The organism is Aureimonas sp. D3 (assembly GCF_001463805.1).
Classification (GTDB): domain Bacteria; phylum Pseudomonadota; class Alphaproteobacteria; order Rhizobiales; family Rhizobiaceae; genus Aureimonas; species Aureimonas ureilytica_A.
The window spans coordinates 1-19,783 of sequence record NZ_BBWM01000039.1; the positions used below are offsets into that span (position 1 = coordinate 1).

Below are 19,783 nucleotides of genomic sequence, written 5' to 3' on the forward strand. Positions count from 1 at the left end.
GTACGTGGGGGCCGAGGAATGGCCGCGCACGAACATCACGCCCTCCTCGCCGGGGGCGACGGGACCGCCATCGGGCGTTTCCAGCTTGATCTCGTAACCCGGCACGCGTGCGCCCGCCGCGCCGATGCGATGGTCGTCCAGGCTGTTGGAGAGATAGATGTGCAACATCTCCGTCGAGCCGAGCCCCTCGGTCGGCCCGTGCCCGGCCAGCCGCTTCCACGCGGCGTAGATGTCGTCGGAAAGAACTTCGGCCGCCGACATCGACTGCCGGAGGGACGAGAGGTCCCGGTTCTCGACGCCGGGGGCGCGGGCCAGCGCGGTGTAGAGCGTCGGCAGGCCGAAGAGGACCGTGGGACGGAAGGCTTCGATCGTATCGAGCACTGCGTCGGCGCGGGGCTGGCCCGGCATCAGGAGCGTCGTCGCGCCGATCGAGAACGGGAAGGTGAAGGCGTTGCCGAAGCCGTAGGCGAAATAGATCTTCGGCACGGAGAAGCAGATGTCGTCTGGCTGCAGCTTCAGGACATGCCGCCCGAACGAAGCGTCGGTGTAGGCCATGTCGTGGTGGAGGTGGACGATGCCTTTGGGTCGGCCCGTCGAGCCCGAGGAATACATCCAGAAGGCCATGTCGTCCGGCCCGGTGTCGGCGCAGTCGAGAACCGTCTCCATGCCGGCGAGGAAGCCCTCGGCGCTCTCATGTCCGGCATGAGCCGGGGCACCGTTGACGATCACCACCCGTTCGACGGCGGTCCCCTCGAGCCCATCGGGACCGAACTGGGCGGCGAGCGAGGCTTCGCAGAGCGCGATCCGCGCGCCCGTGTCCTTCAGGAAGAAGTTGAGCGTGTCCTGGTTTGTCTGGGTGTTCAGAAGCACCGGCACGAAGCCGGCACGCACCGCGCCGAAGAAGGCGGCCGGGTAGACCGGCGTGTCGTCGAGGAAGAACGGGATCCGCTCGCCGCGCCTCAGACCGGTGCCCTGAAAGGCCCGGCCCCAACGGGCGGCTTCGGCGATCAGCTCCCGATAGGTGAAGCTCCCGCCGGGTCCGACAAGCGCGGTCTTCTCCGGGTTTCGGGCAAGGTTGTCCCACAGGATGGCCGAGCAGTTGGGATGGCGCGTCTTGTCGTAGCCGATCTCCTCGCAGGCCGAGGTGCGCACCGGCACCGGGTCGCGGATCGGAGCGGCGGCGGGCCGGTTCTCCCAGGCCTCGATGAATTTCGGCGACAGGGCGCGCAGCCGCTCGATGTCGATGCGGCCCGACCGCGTGACGTAGTCGAAGGCGAAGTCGAGCGGAGGCAACGCCAGCTTCTGGGCGAAGTGCTCGTACCAAGTGGCGGATGTGTTGGCGGCATCGACGATCTTGCGGGCGATCGGCATCCGAACGGCCTGATAGTCCGCCAGCGCGGCGTCGAGGTCGTCATGGCGGGCCAGCGCGCCGACAAGCGCGATCGCATCCTCTAGGGCGAGACGGGTGCCCGAGCCGATGGAAAAATGCGCGGTGTGCGCGGCATCACCCAGGATGGCGTGCCGCCCGGATGCCCAGGCCCCGCACCAGAGCTTGGGGAAGCGCCGCCAGACGGACTTGTTGGTGATGAGCCGCGCGCCGTCCAACGTCTCGGCGAAGATTTCGGCGCAGAGCTCGGCGCTCTCGCCTTCGCTCAGCGAGGCGAAGCCATACGCCTCGAAGGTGGCGTCATCGCATTCGACGATGAAGGTGCTGCGATCGGGCGCGAAGCGGTAGTGATGGGCGTTCAGCGCGCCCTTCTCGGTCCGCACGAACGTCTGCGTCAGCGTGTCGAAGGCGCAATCGGCACCGAACCAGGCGAAATGATTGGTGAAGTGGTCGAGTTCGGGCGCGAAGGCGTCGGGCAGCGCGCGCCGGACGAGGGAGTTCAGCCCGTCGGCTCCGACGATCAGCTCCGCGTCGAGTTCGTCCAGCGAGGCGACGGCATGCGAGAACCGCAGCTCGACGCCCAGTTCCTCAGCCCGGGCGCGTAGGATTTCGATCAGTTCCAGCCGTCCGACGGCGGCGAAGCCGATTCCGTCGAGGGTCACCTCTCCGCCGGGATGCGCCAGCGTCATGTTCCGCCAACGCTCCATGCGCGGCACGACGAGATCGAAGGTCTCCGGGTCGTCCGCCTTCAGGAAATCGAGCGCCTGGTCTGAAAACACGACGCCGAAGCCGAACGTCGCGCCTTCGGGGTTCTGCTCGAAGACCCGCACGCGCGCCGCAGGCACGAGGCGGCGCAACAGGATCGCCGTGTAGAGCCCAGCCGGGCCCGCTCCGATGATGTCGACCGAACGAACAGCGGACATCCCAACCTCCCAAATTATCTCCCTGCTCTTTCATCCCCTATTATTCTACTCAGTGCAACATATTTATCTCTGTGAAAAATTACGCCTGAGTTGCCTGCGCGTCGGAGGAGAACGAAGGGTTTGCATCATGACCTGCATTCACCCGTGAAGGTCGGAAGCATCGACGTCATCCCAACATAGCCCGGTTTGCTGAAGCTCAACGCGCCATAACCTCAAGTATCACTGTGTGAAAATTATTGCTTGTGAGGGAATTGAATGTAGGATTTCGGCCGGGAGAGGCGTGGGGGGGAATCCGTCGTCTCGCCCCACGCATCAGCACCGAATGCCGCCGCATCGACACCGCGCCCGTCAAAGGGTGCCGCGCCATGGGCGTTCGCGGCCCATTTCCATTCACACGGGAGACAGCATCATGAGGCAGACTTCGACGGCGAGGGCCGAGCATGGGAAGCGTGTGGGCCTGGGTTCCATCTTCAGGATGCTCGCGGCGGCCGGGGTCGCCTTGTCGCCGAGCGCCGCACGGGCCATCGACATCGCGCCCGGCGATTATGCGGTGCTACCGGCCGGCACGTCGCTCGGCGCGCTCTACTTCCAATACACGAGTGCCGACAGCCTGCATGTGATCGGGCCGGGCGATGTCCCCGCGTCCGAGTTGAAGACGGCCGTCGGTATCCTGCGCGGACTGCACTTCACCGAGGTCGGCGGCGTTCCTATCGCGCTCCACCTCATCCTTCCCTTCGGCGGTTTTCCCGAAGCCCGTATCGGCGGCGTCGAGCAGCCGACGGCCGAAGGGTTCGGCGACGTCACGACCGGATTCACCATCTATCCCATCAACACCGGCGCCGGTGAGTTCGCCACGACCGTCGGTCTCAGCGCCTTCGTGACCATGCCGACCGGCCACCACGACTTCGGACGCATCAGCATCGGGTCCGGCGCCTGGACCGCGACCCCGCAGGTCGGTCTGATCCAAGGTCTCGGGCATGGATTCTTCTTCGACGGCGCCGCCGACGTCGCCTTCCGCCGCGACAGCGAAGAGGCCGGCAACCTGACCGTATCGCAGGATCCCTCGTTCCAACTCCAGGCCTACCTGCGCTATCAGGTCAGTCAGGCGACCTCCGTCTCCTTCGGCTATTCCGGCACGTTCGGCGGGGACTCGTTCGTCAACGATCGGGCAACTGGGCTGCAGACGCGCTCCGACCAGCTCCGGCTCTTCGCCAATACGTTCGTCACGCCGACCGTGCAGATCCAAGGCATGATCGGAACGGATATCCACGCCGAAGGCGGCTTCAAGCAGGACCTCGTCGCCCAGATCCGACTGCTGACCGTCTTCTAATACCCGAAACCCTGCAAGGCGCGTCCGGCCGCGCGGGCCGTCCGGACGCGCGATCCTGCCCACCCCGTTCCCGGACACCGGGCTCGGCGCCTGAAATTTCACATCATAAAACCTATTGCTTCGAGCGGAATACTCGGTAAGCTTCGGTTCGGCAAAAGCGTTGGGAGGCGCGTATGCGGCGGATCGCAGCCCTGGACGATAGGCGTTGCGCCTATTCAGTGCATTCGAAGCCGTTGGCCGTGACGCGACAGGTGTGTCGTCGAACCCGGCCTCGACGCTCGGCAGTGCAAGCGTTCGTCGCTTTCCTCGCGGCCGCCTGATCCCCAGACCGATCACCCTCACGCCCCGCCAGTTCTGTGTCCGCTTGCCGCGGCGCTCGACATCCAATCGCGCGGCCCGACCGCCGCGACGCCACGCCTTGGGAGGAACAGCATGAACCCGAAGATGGCCGCTCTCGGCGCGGTACTCGCGACATGGATGACGTCGGCGGCCTTCGCCGAGGAACCGATCCGCATCGGCTTCATCACGACGCTGACGACGCCAGCAGCCGCCATCGGCAACGACATGGTCGACGCCGTGAAGCTCGCGGTCGACCACGCCGGTGGCACGATCGCCGGCCACCCGATCGAGGTCATCTACGAGGACGACGGTCTCCAGCCGGACCTTGGCCGGCAGAAGGCGGAAAAGCTGGTGCGCCAGGAGAAGGTCGATGTCGTCGCCGGATTCATCTGGTCGAACGTCCTGATGGCCGCGCGCAAGACGGTGCTCGATTCCGACGCCTTCCTCATCAGCACCAATGCCGGCCCTTCGGACATGGCGGGGAAGCTGTGCAACCCCGATTTCTTTTCGCTTCGCGGCCAGAACGACATGGTTCCCATGGCGCTCGGAAAGGTCATGAACGAGCAGAAGCGCAAGAAGCTCTATGTGCTTGCGCCGAACTACGCGGCGGGCATCGACATGGTCAAGGGCGTCGAGAGAACGTTCGGCGGCGAGGTGGTCGGCCGCGACTTCACCAAATGGGGCGACGACCCCCAACTCGACTTCTCGGCGGAGCTGGCCAAGGTGGCGGCGTCCGGCGCCGACGCGCTTTTCGCCTTCTATCCCGGCCGTGCGGCCACCTTCGCCCGCCAGTTCGAACAGGCCGGGCTGAAGGACAAGGTCAAGCTCTACAGCGTCTACACTCTGGACCAGATCGTCCTGCCCCAGCTCCAGAAGGCCGGCGTCGATGTCGTCCTGGGCTCGTCCACGGCGGACTACTGGTCGCCCGACATCGACACGCCCGCCAATCGACGCTTCGTCGAGGACTTCCAGAAGCGCTACGGCCGGCTTCCCTCCAACTACGCCGCCGCGGCCTACGATCTCATCCCCTATCTCAAGGCCGCGGTGGAACAGTCGGGCGGCGACATCAAGAACCGCGATGCCGTTCGCAAGGCCCTGATCGCGGCCGACTACGATTCCGTGCGCGGCCGCTACGAACTCGCGCGCAACCATTTCCCCATCGACAACTATCGCGGCCTGACGATCGCTGCGGATGCGAGCGGTGCCTGGACTCTCAAATCCGACGGGGTCGAGCTGAAGCAGCTTGTCGATCCCTATGTCGACGCCTGCCGGAACGAGAAGTGATGGCCTGCGCGCGCACGGAAAGGCGATAGGCGATGGATACGGTCCTCTTCGTCAATCAGCTTCTGAACGGGGTCCAGCTCGGGCTGATCCTGTTCCTTCTCGCGGCGGGTCTGTCGCTCGTCTTCGGGATCATGGACTTCATCAATCTGGCGCACGGCGTCTTCTACATGGTCGGCGCCTATATCTGCGCCACCGTCGCCGTCGCGCTGGACTCGTTCCTGCTCGGCTTCCTCGTGGCGTTGCCCGTCACGCTCGTCATGGGCCTTGCCGCCGAATGGCTGCTCGTGCGCCACTTCTACAAGCGCGACCATCTCGACCACGTGCTCGTCACCTTCGGCATGGTCCTGTGCGCCGACACGGCGGTGAAGTATCTGTGGGGTCCGCAGAGCCTGTCGGTGCCGCTGCCGGCCTGGCTCGGCGGCCAGATCGCGCTCGGCGGCATCACGCTGCCGACCTACCGGCTCTTCATCGTGGTGGTGGCCGCGCTCGTGGCGCTGGCGCTCTGGCAGGTCATCGCGCGCACCCGCGTCGGCATGATGGTGCGCGCCTCGGCTTCCAACGAGGAAATGGCGCGCGCGCTCGGCATCGAGACGCGGATGGTCTTCGCGCTGGTCTTCGCCATCGGTGCGGTGCTGGCCGGGATCGCCGGCATCATGGTCGCGCCGATCACCGGCGCCTCCATCGGCATGGGCAACCAGATCGTCATCCTGGCGCTGGTGGTCATCATCATCGGCGGCATCGGTTCGATCTTCGGAGCCTTCGTGGCGGCCATCGGCGTCGGGCTGATCGACACGCTCGGCAGAGCCTACCTGCCCTCGATCCTCGGCGTGGTCTTCTCGCCGTCCGTGGCCTCCTCGGCGGGACCCTCGCTCGCCTCGATCCTCATCTATCTTTCGATGACGCTCGTCCTGATCTTCCGCCCGTCGGGTTTGTTCCCGCCCGCCAACAGGTGATCCGATGACCGATCTTTCCACAGGGAGCCCGTCGGGGCCGGTCGCCCGCCCCTTGGCGGTCCGCGGTCCGAGCGTCGATCCCGACTTTGCCCTCGCCCTCGTCCTGATCGCGGCGCTCGCCGCCGCGCCCTTCGTCCTCTCGATGCTCGGGCACGACTTCTGGACCGACGTCGCGCTGCGCGCCATGATCCTCGCCATCGCGGCGCTCAGCCTCAACGCCCTGATCGGGCTGGGCGGCCTCGTCAGCCTCGGCCACGCCGTGTTTCTTGGAATCGGCGGCTATGCCGTCGGCATGTTGGCGGACGCCGACATCGACAACGGCTTCGTCCAGCTCGCCGTCGCGCTTTGCGCCTGCGCGCTCTTCGCGCTCGTTACCGGCCTCATCGCGCTGCGCACGCGGGGCGTGCATTTCATCATGATCACGCTGGCCTTCGCGCAGATGGTCTATTTCACCGTCTTCGGCCTGCGCCAGTATGGCGGCGACGACGGGCTGACCATCAACTATTCCAGCCTCTTCGGTCCGCTCGACCTCGGCGACAAGACGCAGCTCTACTATGCCGTGCTCGTCGTGCTCGCCGCCGCGATGCTCGGTTTTTCGCGACTGCGCCGCTCCGACTTCGGCCTCCTGCTGAAGGCCGCGAAGGGCAACGAGCGCCGCGTACAGGCGGTGGGCTTCGATCCCGTGCGCTACCGGCTGGCGGCCTATGTCGCGGCCGGAATGCTCTGCGGGCTCGCCGGCTTCCTCGACGCGAACTTCACGAGCTTCGTCACGCCGGCCGCGATGAGCTGGACCGCGTCCGGCGAGCTGATCTTCATCGTCATCGTCGGCGGGGTCGCCACGATCTCGGGCCCGCTCGTCGGTGCCCTCGTCTTCCTTCTGATCGAGGAGTGGATGGGCGCGCTCACGGTCTACTGGCACTTCTGGTTCGGCCTGTTCCTGATCGCCATCGTCCTTTTCGCCCGCAACGGCCTTGTCGGCCTCCTGATCGGACGACGCGCATGACGCACGCTCTGGAAGTCCGCGACCTCAACAAGTATTTCGGCGGCCTCCACGCGACGCGCAACGTGTCGATGGCTCTGCCGCGCGGCGAGATGCATGCCGTCATCGGCCCGAACGGCGCCGGCAAGACGACGCTCATCGCCCAGCTCTTCGGCGAGGTCTCGCCGACGTCCGGGACGGTGCTGGTGAACGGGCGCGACGTCACGCACCGGCCGGTCCACGAGCGCGCCGGGCTCGGCATGGCCCGCTCCTTCCAGATCACCACGCTGGTCCGCGACGTCACGGTCGGCGAGAACGTCTGTCTTGCGCTTCTCGCGCGCCGGGAGCGGGCCTTCCGCTTCTGGCGCCGGATCGACCGCAACGCCGACCTTCAGGACGAGGCGGCCCGGGCGCTGGCCCGCATCGGCATGGGACGGGAACACATGCCCCGTCGCGTGGCGGACATGAGCCACGGCGAGCAGCGCCTTCTGGAACTCGCCGTCGCGCTCGTCGGCGATCCGACGCTCATCCTTCTCGACGAGCCGATGGCCGGTCTCGGCTCGGAGGAAAGCCGCGCGATGACGCGCTTCCTCTCGCAGCTCAAGGGCAGAACCACCGTGCTTCTCGTGGAGCACGACATGGAAGCCGTGTTCGAACTGGCCGATCGGCTGACCGTGCTGGTGCGCGGCGAGGTCGTGGCCGTCGGAACGCCGGCCGAAATCCGCGCCGACGGGCGCGTGCGCGAAGCTTACCTTGGAGAGGACGCCTGAATGCTGCGGGTCAAGAACCTCACGAGCGGCTACGATCGCAGCCAGATCCTCTTCGACATCAGCTTCGAGGTCGGCCCCGGCGAGGTCGTCTGCCTCATGGGCCGCAACGGCATGGGCAAGACCACGACGGTTCGGGCCCTCATGGGCCTCCTGCCGGCATGGGACGGCGCGGTGGAGTTCGAGGGGCGCCGGCTCACGGGTCTTTCGGCGGCGCGCGTGGCACGGCAGGGGCTCGGCCTCGTCCCCGAGGGTCGGCAGGTCTTCTCCAACCTCACCGTGCACGAGAACCTCCTCGTCGTCGCCGCCAACCGGCGGGGCGAGGCGCAGCCCTGGACGGTGGACCGCGTCTACGAACTCTTCCCAGGCCTCCACGAGCGCAACGGTTCCTATGCCAATCTCCTGTCGGGCGGCGAGCAGCAGATGCTGGCCATCGGCCGCGCGTTGATGACCAATCCGCGCCTCCTGATCCTCGACGAGGCGACGGAGGGCCTCGCCCCGGTGATCCGCGACCAGATCTGGGCCTGCATCGGGCGGTTGCGCCAGCTCGGCCAGTCGATCGTGGTGATCGACAAGCACATCCAACGCCTGCTGGAGGTCGCGGACCGTTTCTTCGTCGTGGAGAAGGGGCGGACCGTCTGGTCGGGAGCACCCTCGCGCGTGCGCGCCGAGGAGGCGGTCGTCAAGGCCTATCTCAGCGTCTGAGCGGCCGGCCGCATGGCCGTCAGGGCCTGTGTCGGATGTGCCCGGCCCGCTCGACGCACCACCGGTCGAGGATCGCGATATAGGTCGCGTCGTCCCGTTGCCAGATCCGGTTGACCGCCATGCCCCGGATGAGGTTCAGCGTCAGCGTCAGTTCCGCGTCGGCCACCGCCGCGTCGTATCCGGCCTCCACCAGCGAACGGGTCCAGGTGGTCTTCATCTCGCGATGAAAATCGTCGAGCACCGGGGCGAGACGCGCCATCAACTCGTCGTCGGTGCGAGCCGTGACCACCACTTCGAGGGCCGCGACGAAGGGCCAGTCGAAATAGACCGACGCGCAGTCGCTCGCGTACTCCCGTAGAGGGTTCGCAGAGCTGCGCGCCGTTTCCGCGCGCTGGCGGCCGATATCCTTCGCCCGCGCATAGGTCTGTTCCGTGGCGGCCACGACGAGATCGATCTTCGACGGGAAATGGTGCACCCGCGCGCCGCTGGAGACGCCCGCCCGCTCGTCCACCAGCGCCGTCGTCAGCCGCGCATGGCCGCGTTCGAACAGGATGTCGATTGTCGCCTGCAGGATCTTCTCGCGCGTCTCGGCGCTGCGTTCCGCCTGTGTGCGGCGTTTCTTTCCCGTCGTCGTCATCCGGCTTCCTCGTTGTGGTCGATCCGTCCGGGGCAGGACGGAACGACCCCCTTCCCCGAAGGCCCACTCATACGAGGAATCCCACACGGCCGGCAAAGTTTTCATTGAAACATACCGGTTGATCTGTTTGTTTATAGCTGCCGGAGGAGGAGCCGGCGGGGAGGAAATCAATGAAAGCGAGATGCATACTGGGCTTGGCCCTTCTGTCGTGCCTATCGACCACCGCCCACGCGCAGGAGCCGATCCGCATCGGCCTCATCACCACGCAGACGACGCCCGCCGCCATCATCGGGCGCGACGTCGAGGATGCCGTCCGCCTGTCGCTGCAGCATGCCGGGGGCGCCATGGCGGGGCGCCCGGTCGAGCTGGTCGTCGAAGACGACGCGCTCAGTCCCGATGTCGGGCGACAGAAGACCGAGAAGCTGGTGCGCCAGGACAAGGTCGACTTCCTGACAGGTTACATCTGGTCGAACGTGCTCCTCGCGTCGCGAAAGAGCGCGCTCGATTCGGGCACGATCCTGATCAGCACCAACGCCGCGCCCTCCGATCTGGCGGGCAAGCTCTGCAATCCGAATTTCTATGCCATGCGCGGCCAAGGCGACGTGATGTCGATGGCGCTCGGCGAGGAGCTCAACCGGCGAGGGGTGAAGAAGATCTACACGATGGCCCCCAACTACGCGGCGGGCCAGGACGTGGTGAAAGGCTTCGCCTCCACCTTCAAGGGCGAGATCGTCGGCCAGGACTTCACCAAATGGGGGAGCGACCCGCAGCTGGACTTCTCGGCCGAGTTCTCCAAGGTCGCGGCCTCGGGCGCCGACGGGCTCTTCGCCTTCTACCCGGGCCGCTCGGCCGCCTTCATGACCCAGTTCGAGCAGTCGGGCCTCAAGGACAAGGTCAAGCTCTACACCGTCTACACGCTGGACCAGATCGCCCTGCCCGCGCTCCAGAAGGGCAACGCCACCGGCGCGCTCGGCTCGGTCCTCACCGACTACTGGTATCCCGACCTCGATACGCCGGCCAACCGCACCTTCGTGGACGACTTCCGCAAGACCTACGGCCGGGACCCTTCGAACTACGCGGCCGCCGCCTACGACGCCGTCTCGCTCATCAAGTCGGCCGTCGAGGCGGTGGGCGGCAAGCTCGACGACAAGGCGGGCCTGCGCAAGGCGCTGGAGGCGGCCCAGTTCGACTCGGTGCGCGGCCAGGTCGTCTTCGGTCCCAACCACATGCCGCTCGACAATTACTACGCGCTGGAAGTCGTCGCGGGTCCGGACGGCAAGTGGCAGATGGGATCGCCCCACCTGGCGCTGGAACGGGCCGCCGACCCCTATGCCTCGGCCTGCAAGATGGCCGCAGCCGACTGAACCGGCCCGGGGCCGGCCACTAGAGGGGCCGCCCCTTTCGCAATGCCTGCGCATCACGAACCCACGAGCGTGTGGGAGCGATGGCGCGCGCCCCGATCCCACACGAACCCGAATGGACACGAGAGATGACTTCGCTCCAGGACCTGATCGATTCCAAGTCGAACTTCGTCGAGTATCTCTACAACGATACGATCTCGCAGTATCACAAGTCGCGAACGAGCCTGTTCGCCACGCTCATCGCGCCGGAATACACGACCTGGCGCGAGGAGCAGCGCGCATGGCGCGAGACGGCCGTCCTTTTCAACCAGTCTCACCACATGCCGGTTCTCTACGTGAAGGGGCCGGATGCGAAGAAGCTTCTCGAATACCTCTCGCCCTGCACCTTCTCGAATCTGTCGACGAACCGCGCCAAGCAGTATTTCGCCTGCACGCCGCGCGGCCACCACATCGGCGACTGCATCCTTAACTACTACGGCGCGGACGAGGGCTTCGAGCTGATCTCCGGCATGCCCCTGCTCAATTGGGTCCGCTACAACGGCGAGACCCAGGGTTACGACGTCCACTTCACCTTCGATCCGACGACGCCCTACGCCAAGGACGGCAAGCGGACCAAGTACCGTTTCCAGCTCGAGGGACCGAACGCGCGCGCCATTCTCGACGAAATCTGCGAAGGCGGCTGGCCGGAGCTGAAGTTCTTCAACACGACCTACGTGACCATCGCGGGATGCCGGGTTCACGTGCTGCGCCACGGCATGGCCGGTCACGCGGGCGCCGAGATTTCCGGTCCCTTCGCCGACATGGACACGGTGCGCGACGCCATCCTCCAGGCGGGCGAGCGGCACGGGCTGCTGCAGGCCGGTACGCGCACCTACTACTCCACTCCGCTGGAGGACGGTTGGATTCCCTACCCGCTGCCCGGCATCTACACCGGCGAAGATCTGCGCGCCTATCGCGAGTGGCTGCCCGCCGACAGCTGGGAGGCGAACATGCAGCTCGGCGGCAGCCTCTACAGCGAAAATGTCGAGGACTACTACTGGACGCCTTCGGCGCTCGGCTACGAGAAACTGGTGAAGTTCGATCACGACTTCATCGGCCGCGAGGCGATCGAGTCGCAGTTCGCGGGTCCCAAACGCGTCAAGCGCGTCCTTCGCTGGCACCATGAGGACATCAACAAGATCATGGCGTCGCAGCTGGGCGACGGCCCGATCTACAAGGCGCTCGACATGCCCACGGCCTATTTCGGCTGGCCGCAGGCCGACGAGGTGCGCTCCAAAGACGGCGCGCTCGTCGGCATGTCCCAATATTGCGGCTACAACATCAACGAGCGCGAGTTCCTGTCGCTCTGCGGCATCGACGAGGCCTATGCGGAGCCCGGCACCGAGGTCGTCCTCACCTGGGGCGAGATCAAGGGCGGCTCGCGCAAGCCGCATGTGGAACGCCACCAGCAGACGACGATCCGGGCGACGGTCCATACCGCGCCCTTCTCGAAGGCCGCGCAGGCGAAGCTGCGCGCCGTGATCTGAGGGACAAAGGCGCCCTTCCGCGGCCGGGCTGCGACGGCCCGGCCCGGCGAGCCCGCAACCGTCCGTCCTTGCCCGATGTCTCGGCCGGCTCGCCGCGGGCTCACGCCTTCCCGCCCCCATTCCGCTGCGACCCGCAACGTCCAGCCGCACCGGCGGCTGGGCCAAGGGCGCCCGCGCGCCCGATCGCTCCAATTCGAGGAGACAAGATGCTCTCTTACAGTCTCGCGCTCCGCTGTCGGAACCGCCTCGGAATCGTGGCGGCCGTCGCCGGCGCCATCGCCTCGCAAGGCGGAGATATCGCCGAGGCCGCGCAGTTCGACGATGCGCGCACCGGCTCCTTCTTCATGCGCATCCGCTTCCAGCTGCCGGAGGAGCGGCTCGCCGCCTTCCGCGCCGCCTTCGCCCAACCCGCTGAAGCCTTCGACCTCGACTGGACGCTGCGACCGGCCGACGAGAAGCGCAAGGTGCTCCTCGCCGTCTCGGGCTTCGACCATTGCCTCGTCGACCTCCTCTACCGCATGAAGCTCGGCGAGTTGAACATGGAGTGCGTCGGCGTGGTCTCGAACCATCCTCGCGAGCTTCTGAAGACCGAACTGCCCGATGGCGTGCCCTATCATCACCTGCCGGTCACGCCCGCCACCAAGGCGCGGCAGGAGCAGTCGATCGTCGATCTCATCGAGTCGAGCGGCGCCGAGCTCACGGTGCTCGCGCGCTACATGCAGATCCTGTCCGACGACCTTTCGCGCTATCTGTCGGGGCGGTGCATCAACATCCACCACTCCTTCCTTCCGAGCTTCAAGGGCGCCCGGCCCTATCACCAGGCGCACGAGCGCGGCGTGAAGCTGATCGGCGCCACGGCGCATTATGTCACCTCCGATCTCGACGAAGGTCCGATCATCGCGCAGGACGTGGAGCCCGTGACCCATGCCGACACGCCCGATGACCTCATCCGCAAGGGTCGCGACATCGAACGCCGCGTCCTCGGACGCGCCGTCGCGCTCCATCTCCAGGACCGCGTGATGATCAACGGCGGCAAGACCGTCGTGTTCGGCTGAGATTCGTCCGATGATGGCCCCCGCTCCCCTCGCCGCCTCCATCGAGGTCAGTCCGAAGCAGGCGATCGAGTCGCCCGACCTGCCCGGCCTTTTTCCGACGGCGACACGCGTCTACGTCACCGATCTCGGATCGGACGGGGACGAGACCCTCGTGCGCGCCGTGCGGCGGCTCGCCGATCTCGGCTATGTCGCCGTGCCCCATCTCGCCGCGCGCCGCGCCGGGTCGCGCGCCGCCGTCCAGGCGCGCATCGGGGCGCTGGCCGAGCGCGGCGGCGCGCGCGAGATGCTGGTGATCGGCGGTGGCCCCGACCGGCCGGCCGGCGACTTCGCCACCGCGCTCGACATCCTCGAGACGGGCTTCCTCGACCGCTTCGGCTACACCGATGTCGCGGTCGCCGGACACCCCGAGACGAGTTCGGGCTTTCCGGCCGACGCCGCGATGCGCGCGCTCCGCGCCAAGGCCGATTTCGCAGCCAGAACCGATGCGCGCATGCGGATCGTCACCCAATTCGGCTTCGATGGGCCAGCGTTCGCCGCCTGGGCTCAGGGGCTCGCGGCCGAAGGCGTCGATCTGCCGGTCCATCTTGGCGTGGCCGGGCCGGCGAAGCTCACGACGCTTCTGAAATATGCCATGGCCTGCGGCGTCGGCAATTCGTTGGGCTTCCTTCGCAAACGCGCGTTGAGCTTCGGTGCGCTCGCGACGCAGCAGTCACCCGAAGATGTCGTCGCGCCGGTCGAGCGCCATGTTCAAACCCATCCGGACGGCCCGATCCGGCAAATCCACGTCTTCGCCTTCGGCGGCCTGACGGGCGCAGCACATTGGCTGCGCGAACGCGGATCGTGGTGACACGGCGGGGCGGAGCCGACGATATCCCGCTCGATCGCAGGAGGTTGAAAGAAGGGCGTCCTGTGCGGTTCACGCTGTCGTGCGCTCTCTCCTAGCGGCGACCGCGTATTGAGGCGTAGGAAAGTCGCGCAAGGACGCACCCGCGGGATGTCGGCCGATGGGCTATTGGGTTTTGGTCTGATAGGCATGCCGGGGCAGACCGCGAGGATCATCGAGCGGATGGTCGGTCGTGGCCGAGCCCCAGGTGTGGAGGCCGGCGGTGAGACCGATGCGGGCGCGCAGATGCTTCGGATCGGCGGCCATCGTCATCATGGTCTCCCACCGACGCCCTGAACAAGGAGTTGTTCACAGCCCGATTGCCTTCGAAGGCGATGACGGCGATCTCGGCGGGCAGCGTGAAGACGACGTGGACGTATCCGACCGGCAGCAGGTCGATTTGGCGCTCGGCCAGCCGGTTCCCCGCCGCCGCGCCCTGGCAGCGGGGACAGTGCCAGCTGCGGCATGAGCTGTGGGCGACGCGCAGATGGCCGCCGAGCGCGGCGGAGCGGCCTCCTTTCGGCCAATGCCAGCATTCGCCTGTCGGGCAAAGGGTCTCGACCGCCGACCTTGACCTTCACCTCCGCCAAGCTCAGGCGTCCGGCGCGGCTCGCCGGGAACGCAGGGCCAGCAACGCACAGGATGTCGGCGATCTCGATCGAGGCGACCATCGCCTCAGCCAGGCGACAGTCCCTCGCAGGCAACAGGGCATGGCGATCAAGGGAGCTGACAACAGCCCGCATCGTGCGGACCCGACCTTGGCATGGAGCGCGGTGGTGTGGAGCTCGGCGTGACCGAGCAGAACCTTGGATGACGCGGATGTCGACACCGTCGTCGAAAAGGTGCGTGGCGAAGGAATGGCGTAGCATGCGCGGCCCGACGCGCTTGGGGATTTCGGCGGCCCGCGCCGCCTCGATGACGATGCGGTGAAGCGGGTGGGTGGAGATGCCTTGCCCGACAGGCGAATGCGTGTATTCGCCGAAAGGGACCGATCCCAGCTCAGACCGGGGAACAGCCATCCCTCGCGATGCAGGATGCCCTGCCGATGGCCCTCGATCCACCATTCGCGCAGAAGAGCCAGCGGTTCGGCGGACAGCATGGTGTTGGGGTCGCGCCCGCCCTTGCCGCGCTCGACGCGCAGCAGCATCCGCGTGGAATCGACGTCGCCGATCTTCACGGAAAGGGGACCGTTGGCAAACCGTCCATCGGACTGATCGCCACCCAGGGGGCTGACACTCGAAGGCGGTCCGTGCGCTTCCGATCCTTTTTAAGAGGCTGTTTCGGAAGTCCCCGGCGGAGGGGCGGCGAGGGATTTCAGCCGCTCCACGAGGCGCCAAACGCAGTCGATGCCGGTGGCATCGGCGAGGATTGGCAACGAAGTGAGGGGCTGAAAGACCCGGCGAGCCGACCGGGGGACTTTCGAAACAGTCTCTAAGACCTTGCCACTCGGATCGTGCGTTCCCGATAGGGGACATCGGCCGTGTTAGGTGTGTTGACATGGGCTCCATGCCGAGAGCCCCCCAAACCGCCATCCGTCCTCTTCCGAGCGTCACGTCGGGCATCGAGCCGATATTCGCCGGGACCACAAGGATGTTCGCCCGGCATTTCGGTGATCAGTTCGGGATCGGTGTCGTTCTGTCCGGTGCTCAACGCTCCCGATCTCAGCGAAGGGCGCAGTGCGGACTTTGAACTCGCACACCCCGCCCAAACCGATCCAGCAGCCGCGTTTCTGTTCCGCAGCCCTTGAATGCAGACGAGACCTAGAGCCGATCGTGCCGATCGCGCGACAGGCGAGCGTCACAGATGGAGCTGCCTCGCTCAGTCCGATCCGATCGGAGGAAGCCCCACCGGGCGATCCCGAAGAGAAGCGCGACAGCCAAGGGATCACTCGGCGGCCAAGACGAGACATCTGCTCAGGAGCGCCCGATCTCGACACGCCGAACAGAGACGAGCCCCGGATCGGGAGAGCGGCCTGCGCGCCGCGCACGGAGGCGGCCGACACCGTAGCTGATGGCGCTGATCGCTCCGACGAAGAAGCCGATCGGCAAGTCGAATTGATAGGAGAGCGCGATGGCGATCCAAACCGTTCCAGCCGACAGGCTTGCCGACAAGAGCATGGCCTTGACGGGATGATCCGTAAAGGCGCGCGCGGCCGAGGCCGGCCCCACCATGAGGCTGAACACCAGCAAGGCGCCGACGACCGGCAACGCCATCGTTGTGGCGAGGCCGACGATGCTCAGGAAGCCGATCTCCATCCAGGCGCCCGACACACCACGCGCTTCGCACAGATCGGGTGAGACCGAGCTCAGCAGCAGGGGGCGGAACAGCACCGCCACGGCGATAAGGCAGACCGCGCCGAGCGCCGCGACCGTGCCGAGCGCCGCGAGGCTGATGCCCAGGATCTCGCCGAACAGGAGCGCGTAGATGGCCTGGAAATATTCCGTCGTGCGGCTCAGGAAAAGGGCGCCGAGGCCGAGCAGCATTGCGAGTGTCAGGGCGGTAGCGATATCGCTGCGCCCGAGCCGCGTCAGCTGGCTGATGCCGAGAATGCCGAGCGCCGAGAACACCAGAAGGCCGATCAACGGGTCGATGCCGAGAAGGCTTGCGGCCGCAGCGCCCGGAAAGGCGCTGAGCGGCAGCGCATGGGCCGCGAAGGAGGAACCGCGGATCACCACGAAGAAGCCGACGACGCCGGCGACGACGGCGACAAGAGTACCGCCCAACCAGGTGTTGATCATGTAGGCGTCGAACATGCGCTGCCTCAGCTTCCGCTGGCCTTTCGGGATTGCCCCGTGCCCGGCGACCGCCCTGCGCCGTCGCGCGAGACCATCGCGGCCGCCAGGTAGACGACGAAGATGATGGAGACGATGCAGAAGCTGACGGGCCAGCCGTGGCCACCCGTCCAGACATAGCTGTCATAGGCGATGACGATGCCGGCCCAGGTGGACGTCAGACCGATGGCCGCAGCATACAGGATCGCGGTTCCGGGCCGCTTCGCCCAACGCAGCGCGATGGCGGCCGGCCCGATCAGAAGCGCGGTGGACAGGATGGCGCCGACCGTGATGGCCGAAAGCGCGACGGCCAGCGCCAGCACGACGAGATGCGCCAATCCGACGAGGCGGACGGGTACGCCGCAGACAGTCGCGAGGTCTGGATCGAGCGAGCACAGGAGGAGCGGCCTGTAGAGCAGTGCGATGCCGAGGAGCGCCCCCGCGCCGACCGTTAGGACAAGGGGGACGATCGTTGGCGAGATCGCGAACATCGAGCCGAACATCACGGTGACGGTTGCGCCTGCGGTCGTATGTTTCGTGGTCGCGACCAAGAAAAGGAGAAGGGCGGACACGCCGAGCCCGGCTCCCGTGACGATGCCTGTGACGAGGTCGCGCTCGCTCGCCCTGTCGATGCGGAACGCCTCCATGCTGACCGCCGCGACGACGCCCATGAGGAGGAAGCCGAGCAGCGGATTGATGCCGAAGAGGAACGCGGCGGCACCGCCGGCGCTGCTGACGTCGGCCAGGGAATGGCCCGCGAAGGACTGTTCGCGGATGACCGTGAAGACGCCGATCGCACTCGAAACGACGGCTGCCGCTCCTCCGATCACGGCGGCGGTCCGCACCGGAGCGCTGGTGAGGAGCCCCGGTTCGAGGATGGCGGAGACGAGGTCAGGCATGTCGATCACGGGATCTGCACCACGGAAGCCGGCTCGCCGCCGAGGGTCGCGAGCGCTTCCCCGGCCGGGTCGGCCGCTACCACAAGGATGCGGCCGTGCACTCGGATGACGTCGATGCGGAACCCGTAGAGCCGGCTCAGCACCTCCGTGCGTACCACCGCCTGCGTGGATCCGGTGGCGGCGCGGCCATGGGCGAGGTAGACGATGCGGTCCATGGCCGACAGCAGCGGGTTCATGTCGTGCGCCGATAGGAGCACGGCCGTCTGGAACTCCCGCGACAAACGGCGAAGCAACGCCACGATGCCGGCGACGCTTCGGATGTCGAGGTTGGCCAGCGGCTCATCGAGCAGCAGCAGTCGTGGGCGCCGGATCAGCGCGTGGGCGATCAGAACACGCTGCTGTTGGCCGCCGGAAAGACGTCCGATCCGCTGGTCCGCGAAGCTGTCGGCCTCGACGGCCTGGAGCATCGCATCCACCTTGGCCCGACGCGCCCGGGACGGCAGCGGGATGCCGAAGCGCGCTCCATCGAGACCCAGTTCCACGAGATCGCGCGCCCGCAACGGCATCAAGGGATCGAGCGCGAATTTCTGCGGCACATAGCCGATGGCGGCGCGCTTGCCGCCCCCGAGCATCACTCGGCCGCTTTCCGGCGATACGAAGCCGAGGATCGTCCTGAGGAGGGTCGTCTTGCCGGACCCGTTCGAGCCGATGAGACCACAGAATTCGCCGGGCCTGAGGGCGAATTCGATATCGTCCAGGATCAGCCGGCCCGCGAGCGATACGCGGGCCTTGCGGACCTCCAGGACTTTGTCTTCGAGCGGAAGGGTGTCGGTCGTCACTTCTGCAACGATAGGGTCGACGTCTTGTCGGCGACAGCCTTGGTGAGTGCCTCGACCTCGGCCTGCATCCACGACTGATAGGTATATCCGGGGGTCGGCATCGTCTCGTAGACACCGACGACGGGAACCCCTGCCTTCTGGGCGGCGTCGAGGAAGGACGCGGTCAAGGCGTCGGTCACTTGTTGATTATAGACGAAGATCTTGACCTTATGGTTGGAGAACAGCTCGTTCTGAATCGTGATGTCCTGCGGAGCCGGATCGGTGCCGTCCATCACGGCCTTTTCCAGGGTCTGGGGCGTCATCAGCTTGCAGCCCATGGCCTTCAGGAGATAGTCGGCGACCGGCTCCGTCGTCGCCACCGGCGTGTCGGGATACTTTGCCTTGAAGGCCGCGATACTGTCCATCCAAGGCTTCAACGAGGCAACGAAGGCTTCGGCATTGGCATGGAAGGTCGCGGCCTCGGAGGGCTGCAGCTTGGCCAAGGCGTCGGCCACCGCCATGGCGACCACCGGCATCGTCTTCGGATCGTACCAAAGATGCGGGTTCTCGATGTCGTCGGGAAGGTTCAGGAGCTTCTGCACGTTCAAGACCTGACGCTCGGCGTTGGGTGACGCCGCCATCAGCTTATCGGCCCAGCTGTCGTAGCCGACGCCGTTCTCCACCACCAGCTTTGCTTGCGAGAAGGCCATTGCGAGCTTCGGGCTGGCTTCGAACGTGTGTGGGTCCGTGTTGGGATCTGTCAGGATCGCCTCGACATGCACGGCTTTGCCACCGACCTGCCGGATGACATCGGCATATTCGTTCTCGACCCCGATCACCTGGATCGTGGAGGGCGTCTGAGCGGATGCGGAACCGGCCAAAACCATAAGGCCGAGGGTCGCGGCGATGCGAACAAGCGTCATGTGGTTCATCCTGCGCGTCAATGGAAAAAGGCGCGAGCGCCAAGCCAGGACGCCTTTAGATATAATATAACATTACATGTCTAGCTCCTATCAGATCGACCCGGGGAAATCCGGACCGATGCGCAGTGAATTGCCCCGGGTCTCCCGGAGGCCATTTCGTTTACGCCTTGCGGTGATCGTCGATGAACGCGATCATCGTTCGAATGGGCGGTCGAGTTCACCTCCAACAGAAGCGCGTGACCT

General features: G+C 66.3%; 16 protein-coding genes and 2 pseudogenes. 10 read left to right on the forward strand and 8 right to left on the reverse strand.

What is annotated here, in order from left to right; all coding sequences use genetic code 11:
- A partial coding sequence (locus AUL36_RS12290; protein ID WP_062221113.1) for an AMP-binding protein occupies positions 1–2,310 on the reverse strand: 2,310 nt, incomplete at its 3' end.
- Positions 2,311–2,719: 409 nt separating this feature from the next.
- On the opposite strand from AUL36_RS12290, the gene AUL36_RS12295 reads away from it, so the two are divergent.
- The 6 genes from AUL36_RS12295 to AUL36_RS12320 all read left to right on the forward strand — a co-directional run bounded on the left by AUL36_RS12295 (position 2,720) and on the right by AUL36_RS12320 (position 8,667).
- Complete coding sequence (locus AUL36_RS12295; RefSeq protein ID WP_082655797.1) at positions 2,720–3,640, forward strand: transporter; 921 nt, start codon at positions 2,720–2,722, stop codon at positions 3,638–3,640.
- A 432-nt stretch (positions 3,641–4,072) separates the two neighbouring features.
- Positions 4,073–5,263, forward strand: coding sequence for an ABC transporter substrate-binding protein (locus tag AUL36_RS12300; protein ID WP_202814754.1), 1,191 nt, complete (start codon positions 4,073–4,075; stop codon positions 5,261–5,263).
- 32 nt (positions 5,264–5,295) lie between these two features.
- Positions 5,296–6,216, forward strand: coding sequence for a branched-chain amino acid ABC transporter permease (locus AUL36_RS12305; RefSeq protein WP_062221119.1), 921 nt, complete (start codon positions 5,296–5,298; stop codon positions 6,214–6,216).
- A 4-nt stretch (positions 6,217–6,220) separates the two neighbouring features.
- Positions 6,221–7,219 (forward strand): branched-chain amino acid ABC transporter permease, encoded by a 999-nt coding sequence (locus AUL36_RS12310; protein ID WP_082655798.1) that lies wholly within the window; start codon positions 6,221–6,223, stop codon positions 7,217–7,219.
- Positions 7,216–7,965, forward strand: coding sequence for an ABC transporter ATP-binding protein (locus AUL36_RS12315; protein WP_058600599.1), 750 nt, complete (start codon positions 7,216–7,218; stop codon positions 7,963–7,965). Before AUL36_RS12310 ends, AUL36_RS12315 begins: the two co-directional genes overlap by 4 nt.
- Positions 7,966–8,667: an ABC transporter ATP-binding protein gene (locus AUL36_RS12320; RefSeq protein ID WP_058600598.1), complete on the forward strand. Its 702-nt coding sequence runs from the start codon at positions 7,966–7,968 to the stop codon at positions 8,665–8,667.
- A 19-nt stretch (positions 8,668–8,686) separates the two neighbouring features.
- Here AUL36_RS12320 and AUL36_RS12325 read toward each other — a convergent pair whose 3' ends face one another.
- A complete protein-coding gene (locus AUL36_RS12325; RefSeq protein WP_062221122.1) occupies positions 8,687–9,304 on the reverse strand; it encodes a TetR/AcrR family transcriptional regulator in 618 nt (205 codons plus the stop codon).
- Between the two features lie 170 nt (positions 9,305–9,474).
- Here AUL36_RS12325 and AUL36_RS12330 point away from each other — a divergent pair, with 170 nt between their 5' ends.
- The 4 genes from AUL36_RS12330 (at position 9,475) to AUL36_RS12345 (ending at position 14,093) form a co-directional block, all read left to right on the forward strand.
- A complete protein-coding gene (locus AUL36_RS12330) occupies positions 9,475–10,668 on the forward strand; it encodes an ABC transporter substrate-binding protein (protein WP_062221125.1) in 1,194 nt (397 codons plus the stop codon).
- A 125-nt stretch (positions 10,669–10,793) separates the two neighbouring features.
- Entirely contained in the window at positions 10,794–12,191 is a 1,398-nt protein-coding gene (locus AUL36_RS12335) for an aminomethyltransferase family protein (RefSeq protein WP_062221128.1), read from the forward strand.
- 206 nt (positions 12,192–12,397) lie between these two features.
- Entirely contained in the window at positions 12,398–13,246 is an 849-nt protein-coding gene (gene purU, locus AUL36_RS12340; RefSeq protein ID WP_062221131.1) for a formyltetrahydrofolate deformylase, read from the forward strand.
- Between the two features lie 10 nt (positions 13,247–13,256).
- Complete coding sequence (locus tag AUL36_RS12345) at positions 13,257–14,093, forward strand: hypothetical protein (protein WP_062221134.1); 837 nt, start codon at positions 13,257–13,259, stop codon at positions 14,091–14,093.
- Positions 14,094–14,309: 216 nt separating this feature from the next.
- On the opposite strand, the pseudogene AUL36_RS24640 reads toward AUL36_RS12345, so the two are convergent.
- The 6 genes and pseudogenes from AUL36_RS24640 to AUL36_RS12375 form a co-directional block, all read right to left on the reverse strand.
- Positions 14,310–14,800: pseudogene (locus tag AUL36_RS24640) on the reverse strand (transposase zinc-binding domain-containing protein); the annotation flags it as partial.
- A gap of 195 nt (positions 14,801–14,995) precedes the next feature.
- A pseudogene (locus AUL36_RS24930) lies at positions 14,996–15,691 on the reverse strand (hypothetical protein); the annotation flags it as partial.
- Positions 15,692–16,042: 351 nt separating this feature from the next.
- Entirely contained in the window at positions 16,043–16,882 is an 840-nt protein-coding gene (locus AUL36_RS12360; RefSeq protein WP_062221143.1) for a metal ABC transporter permease, read from the reverse strand.
- Positions 16,883–16,890: 8 nt separating this feature from the next.
- A complete protein-coding gene (locus tag AUL36_RS12365; RefSeq protein WP_062221173.1) occupies positions 16,891–17,799 on the reverse strand; it encodes a metal ABC transporter permease in 909 nt (302 codons plus the stop codon).
- Between the two features lie 5 nt (positions 17,800–17,804).
- Positions 17,805–18,638: a metal ABC transporter ATP-binding protein gene (locus tag AUL36_RS12370; RefSeq protein ID WP_062221146.1), complete on the reverse strand. Its 834-nt coding sequence runs from the start codon at positions 18,636–18,638 to the stop codon at positions 17,805–17,807.
- Positions 18,635–19,540: a metal ABC transporter solute-binding protein, Zn/Mn family gene (locus AUL36_RS12375; protein WP_062221149.1), complete on the reverse strand. Its 906-nt coding sequence runs from the start codon at positions 19,538–19,540 to the stop codon at positions 18,635–18,637. The genes AUL36_RS12370 and AUL36_RS12375 overlap by 4 nt, the downstream gene beginning before the upstream one ends.
- Between the last annotated feature and the right edge of the window lie 243 nt (positions 19,541–19,783).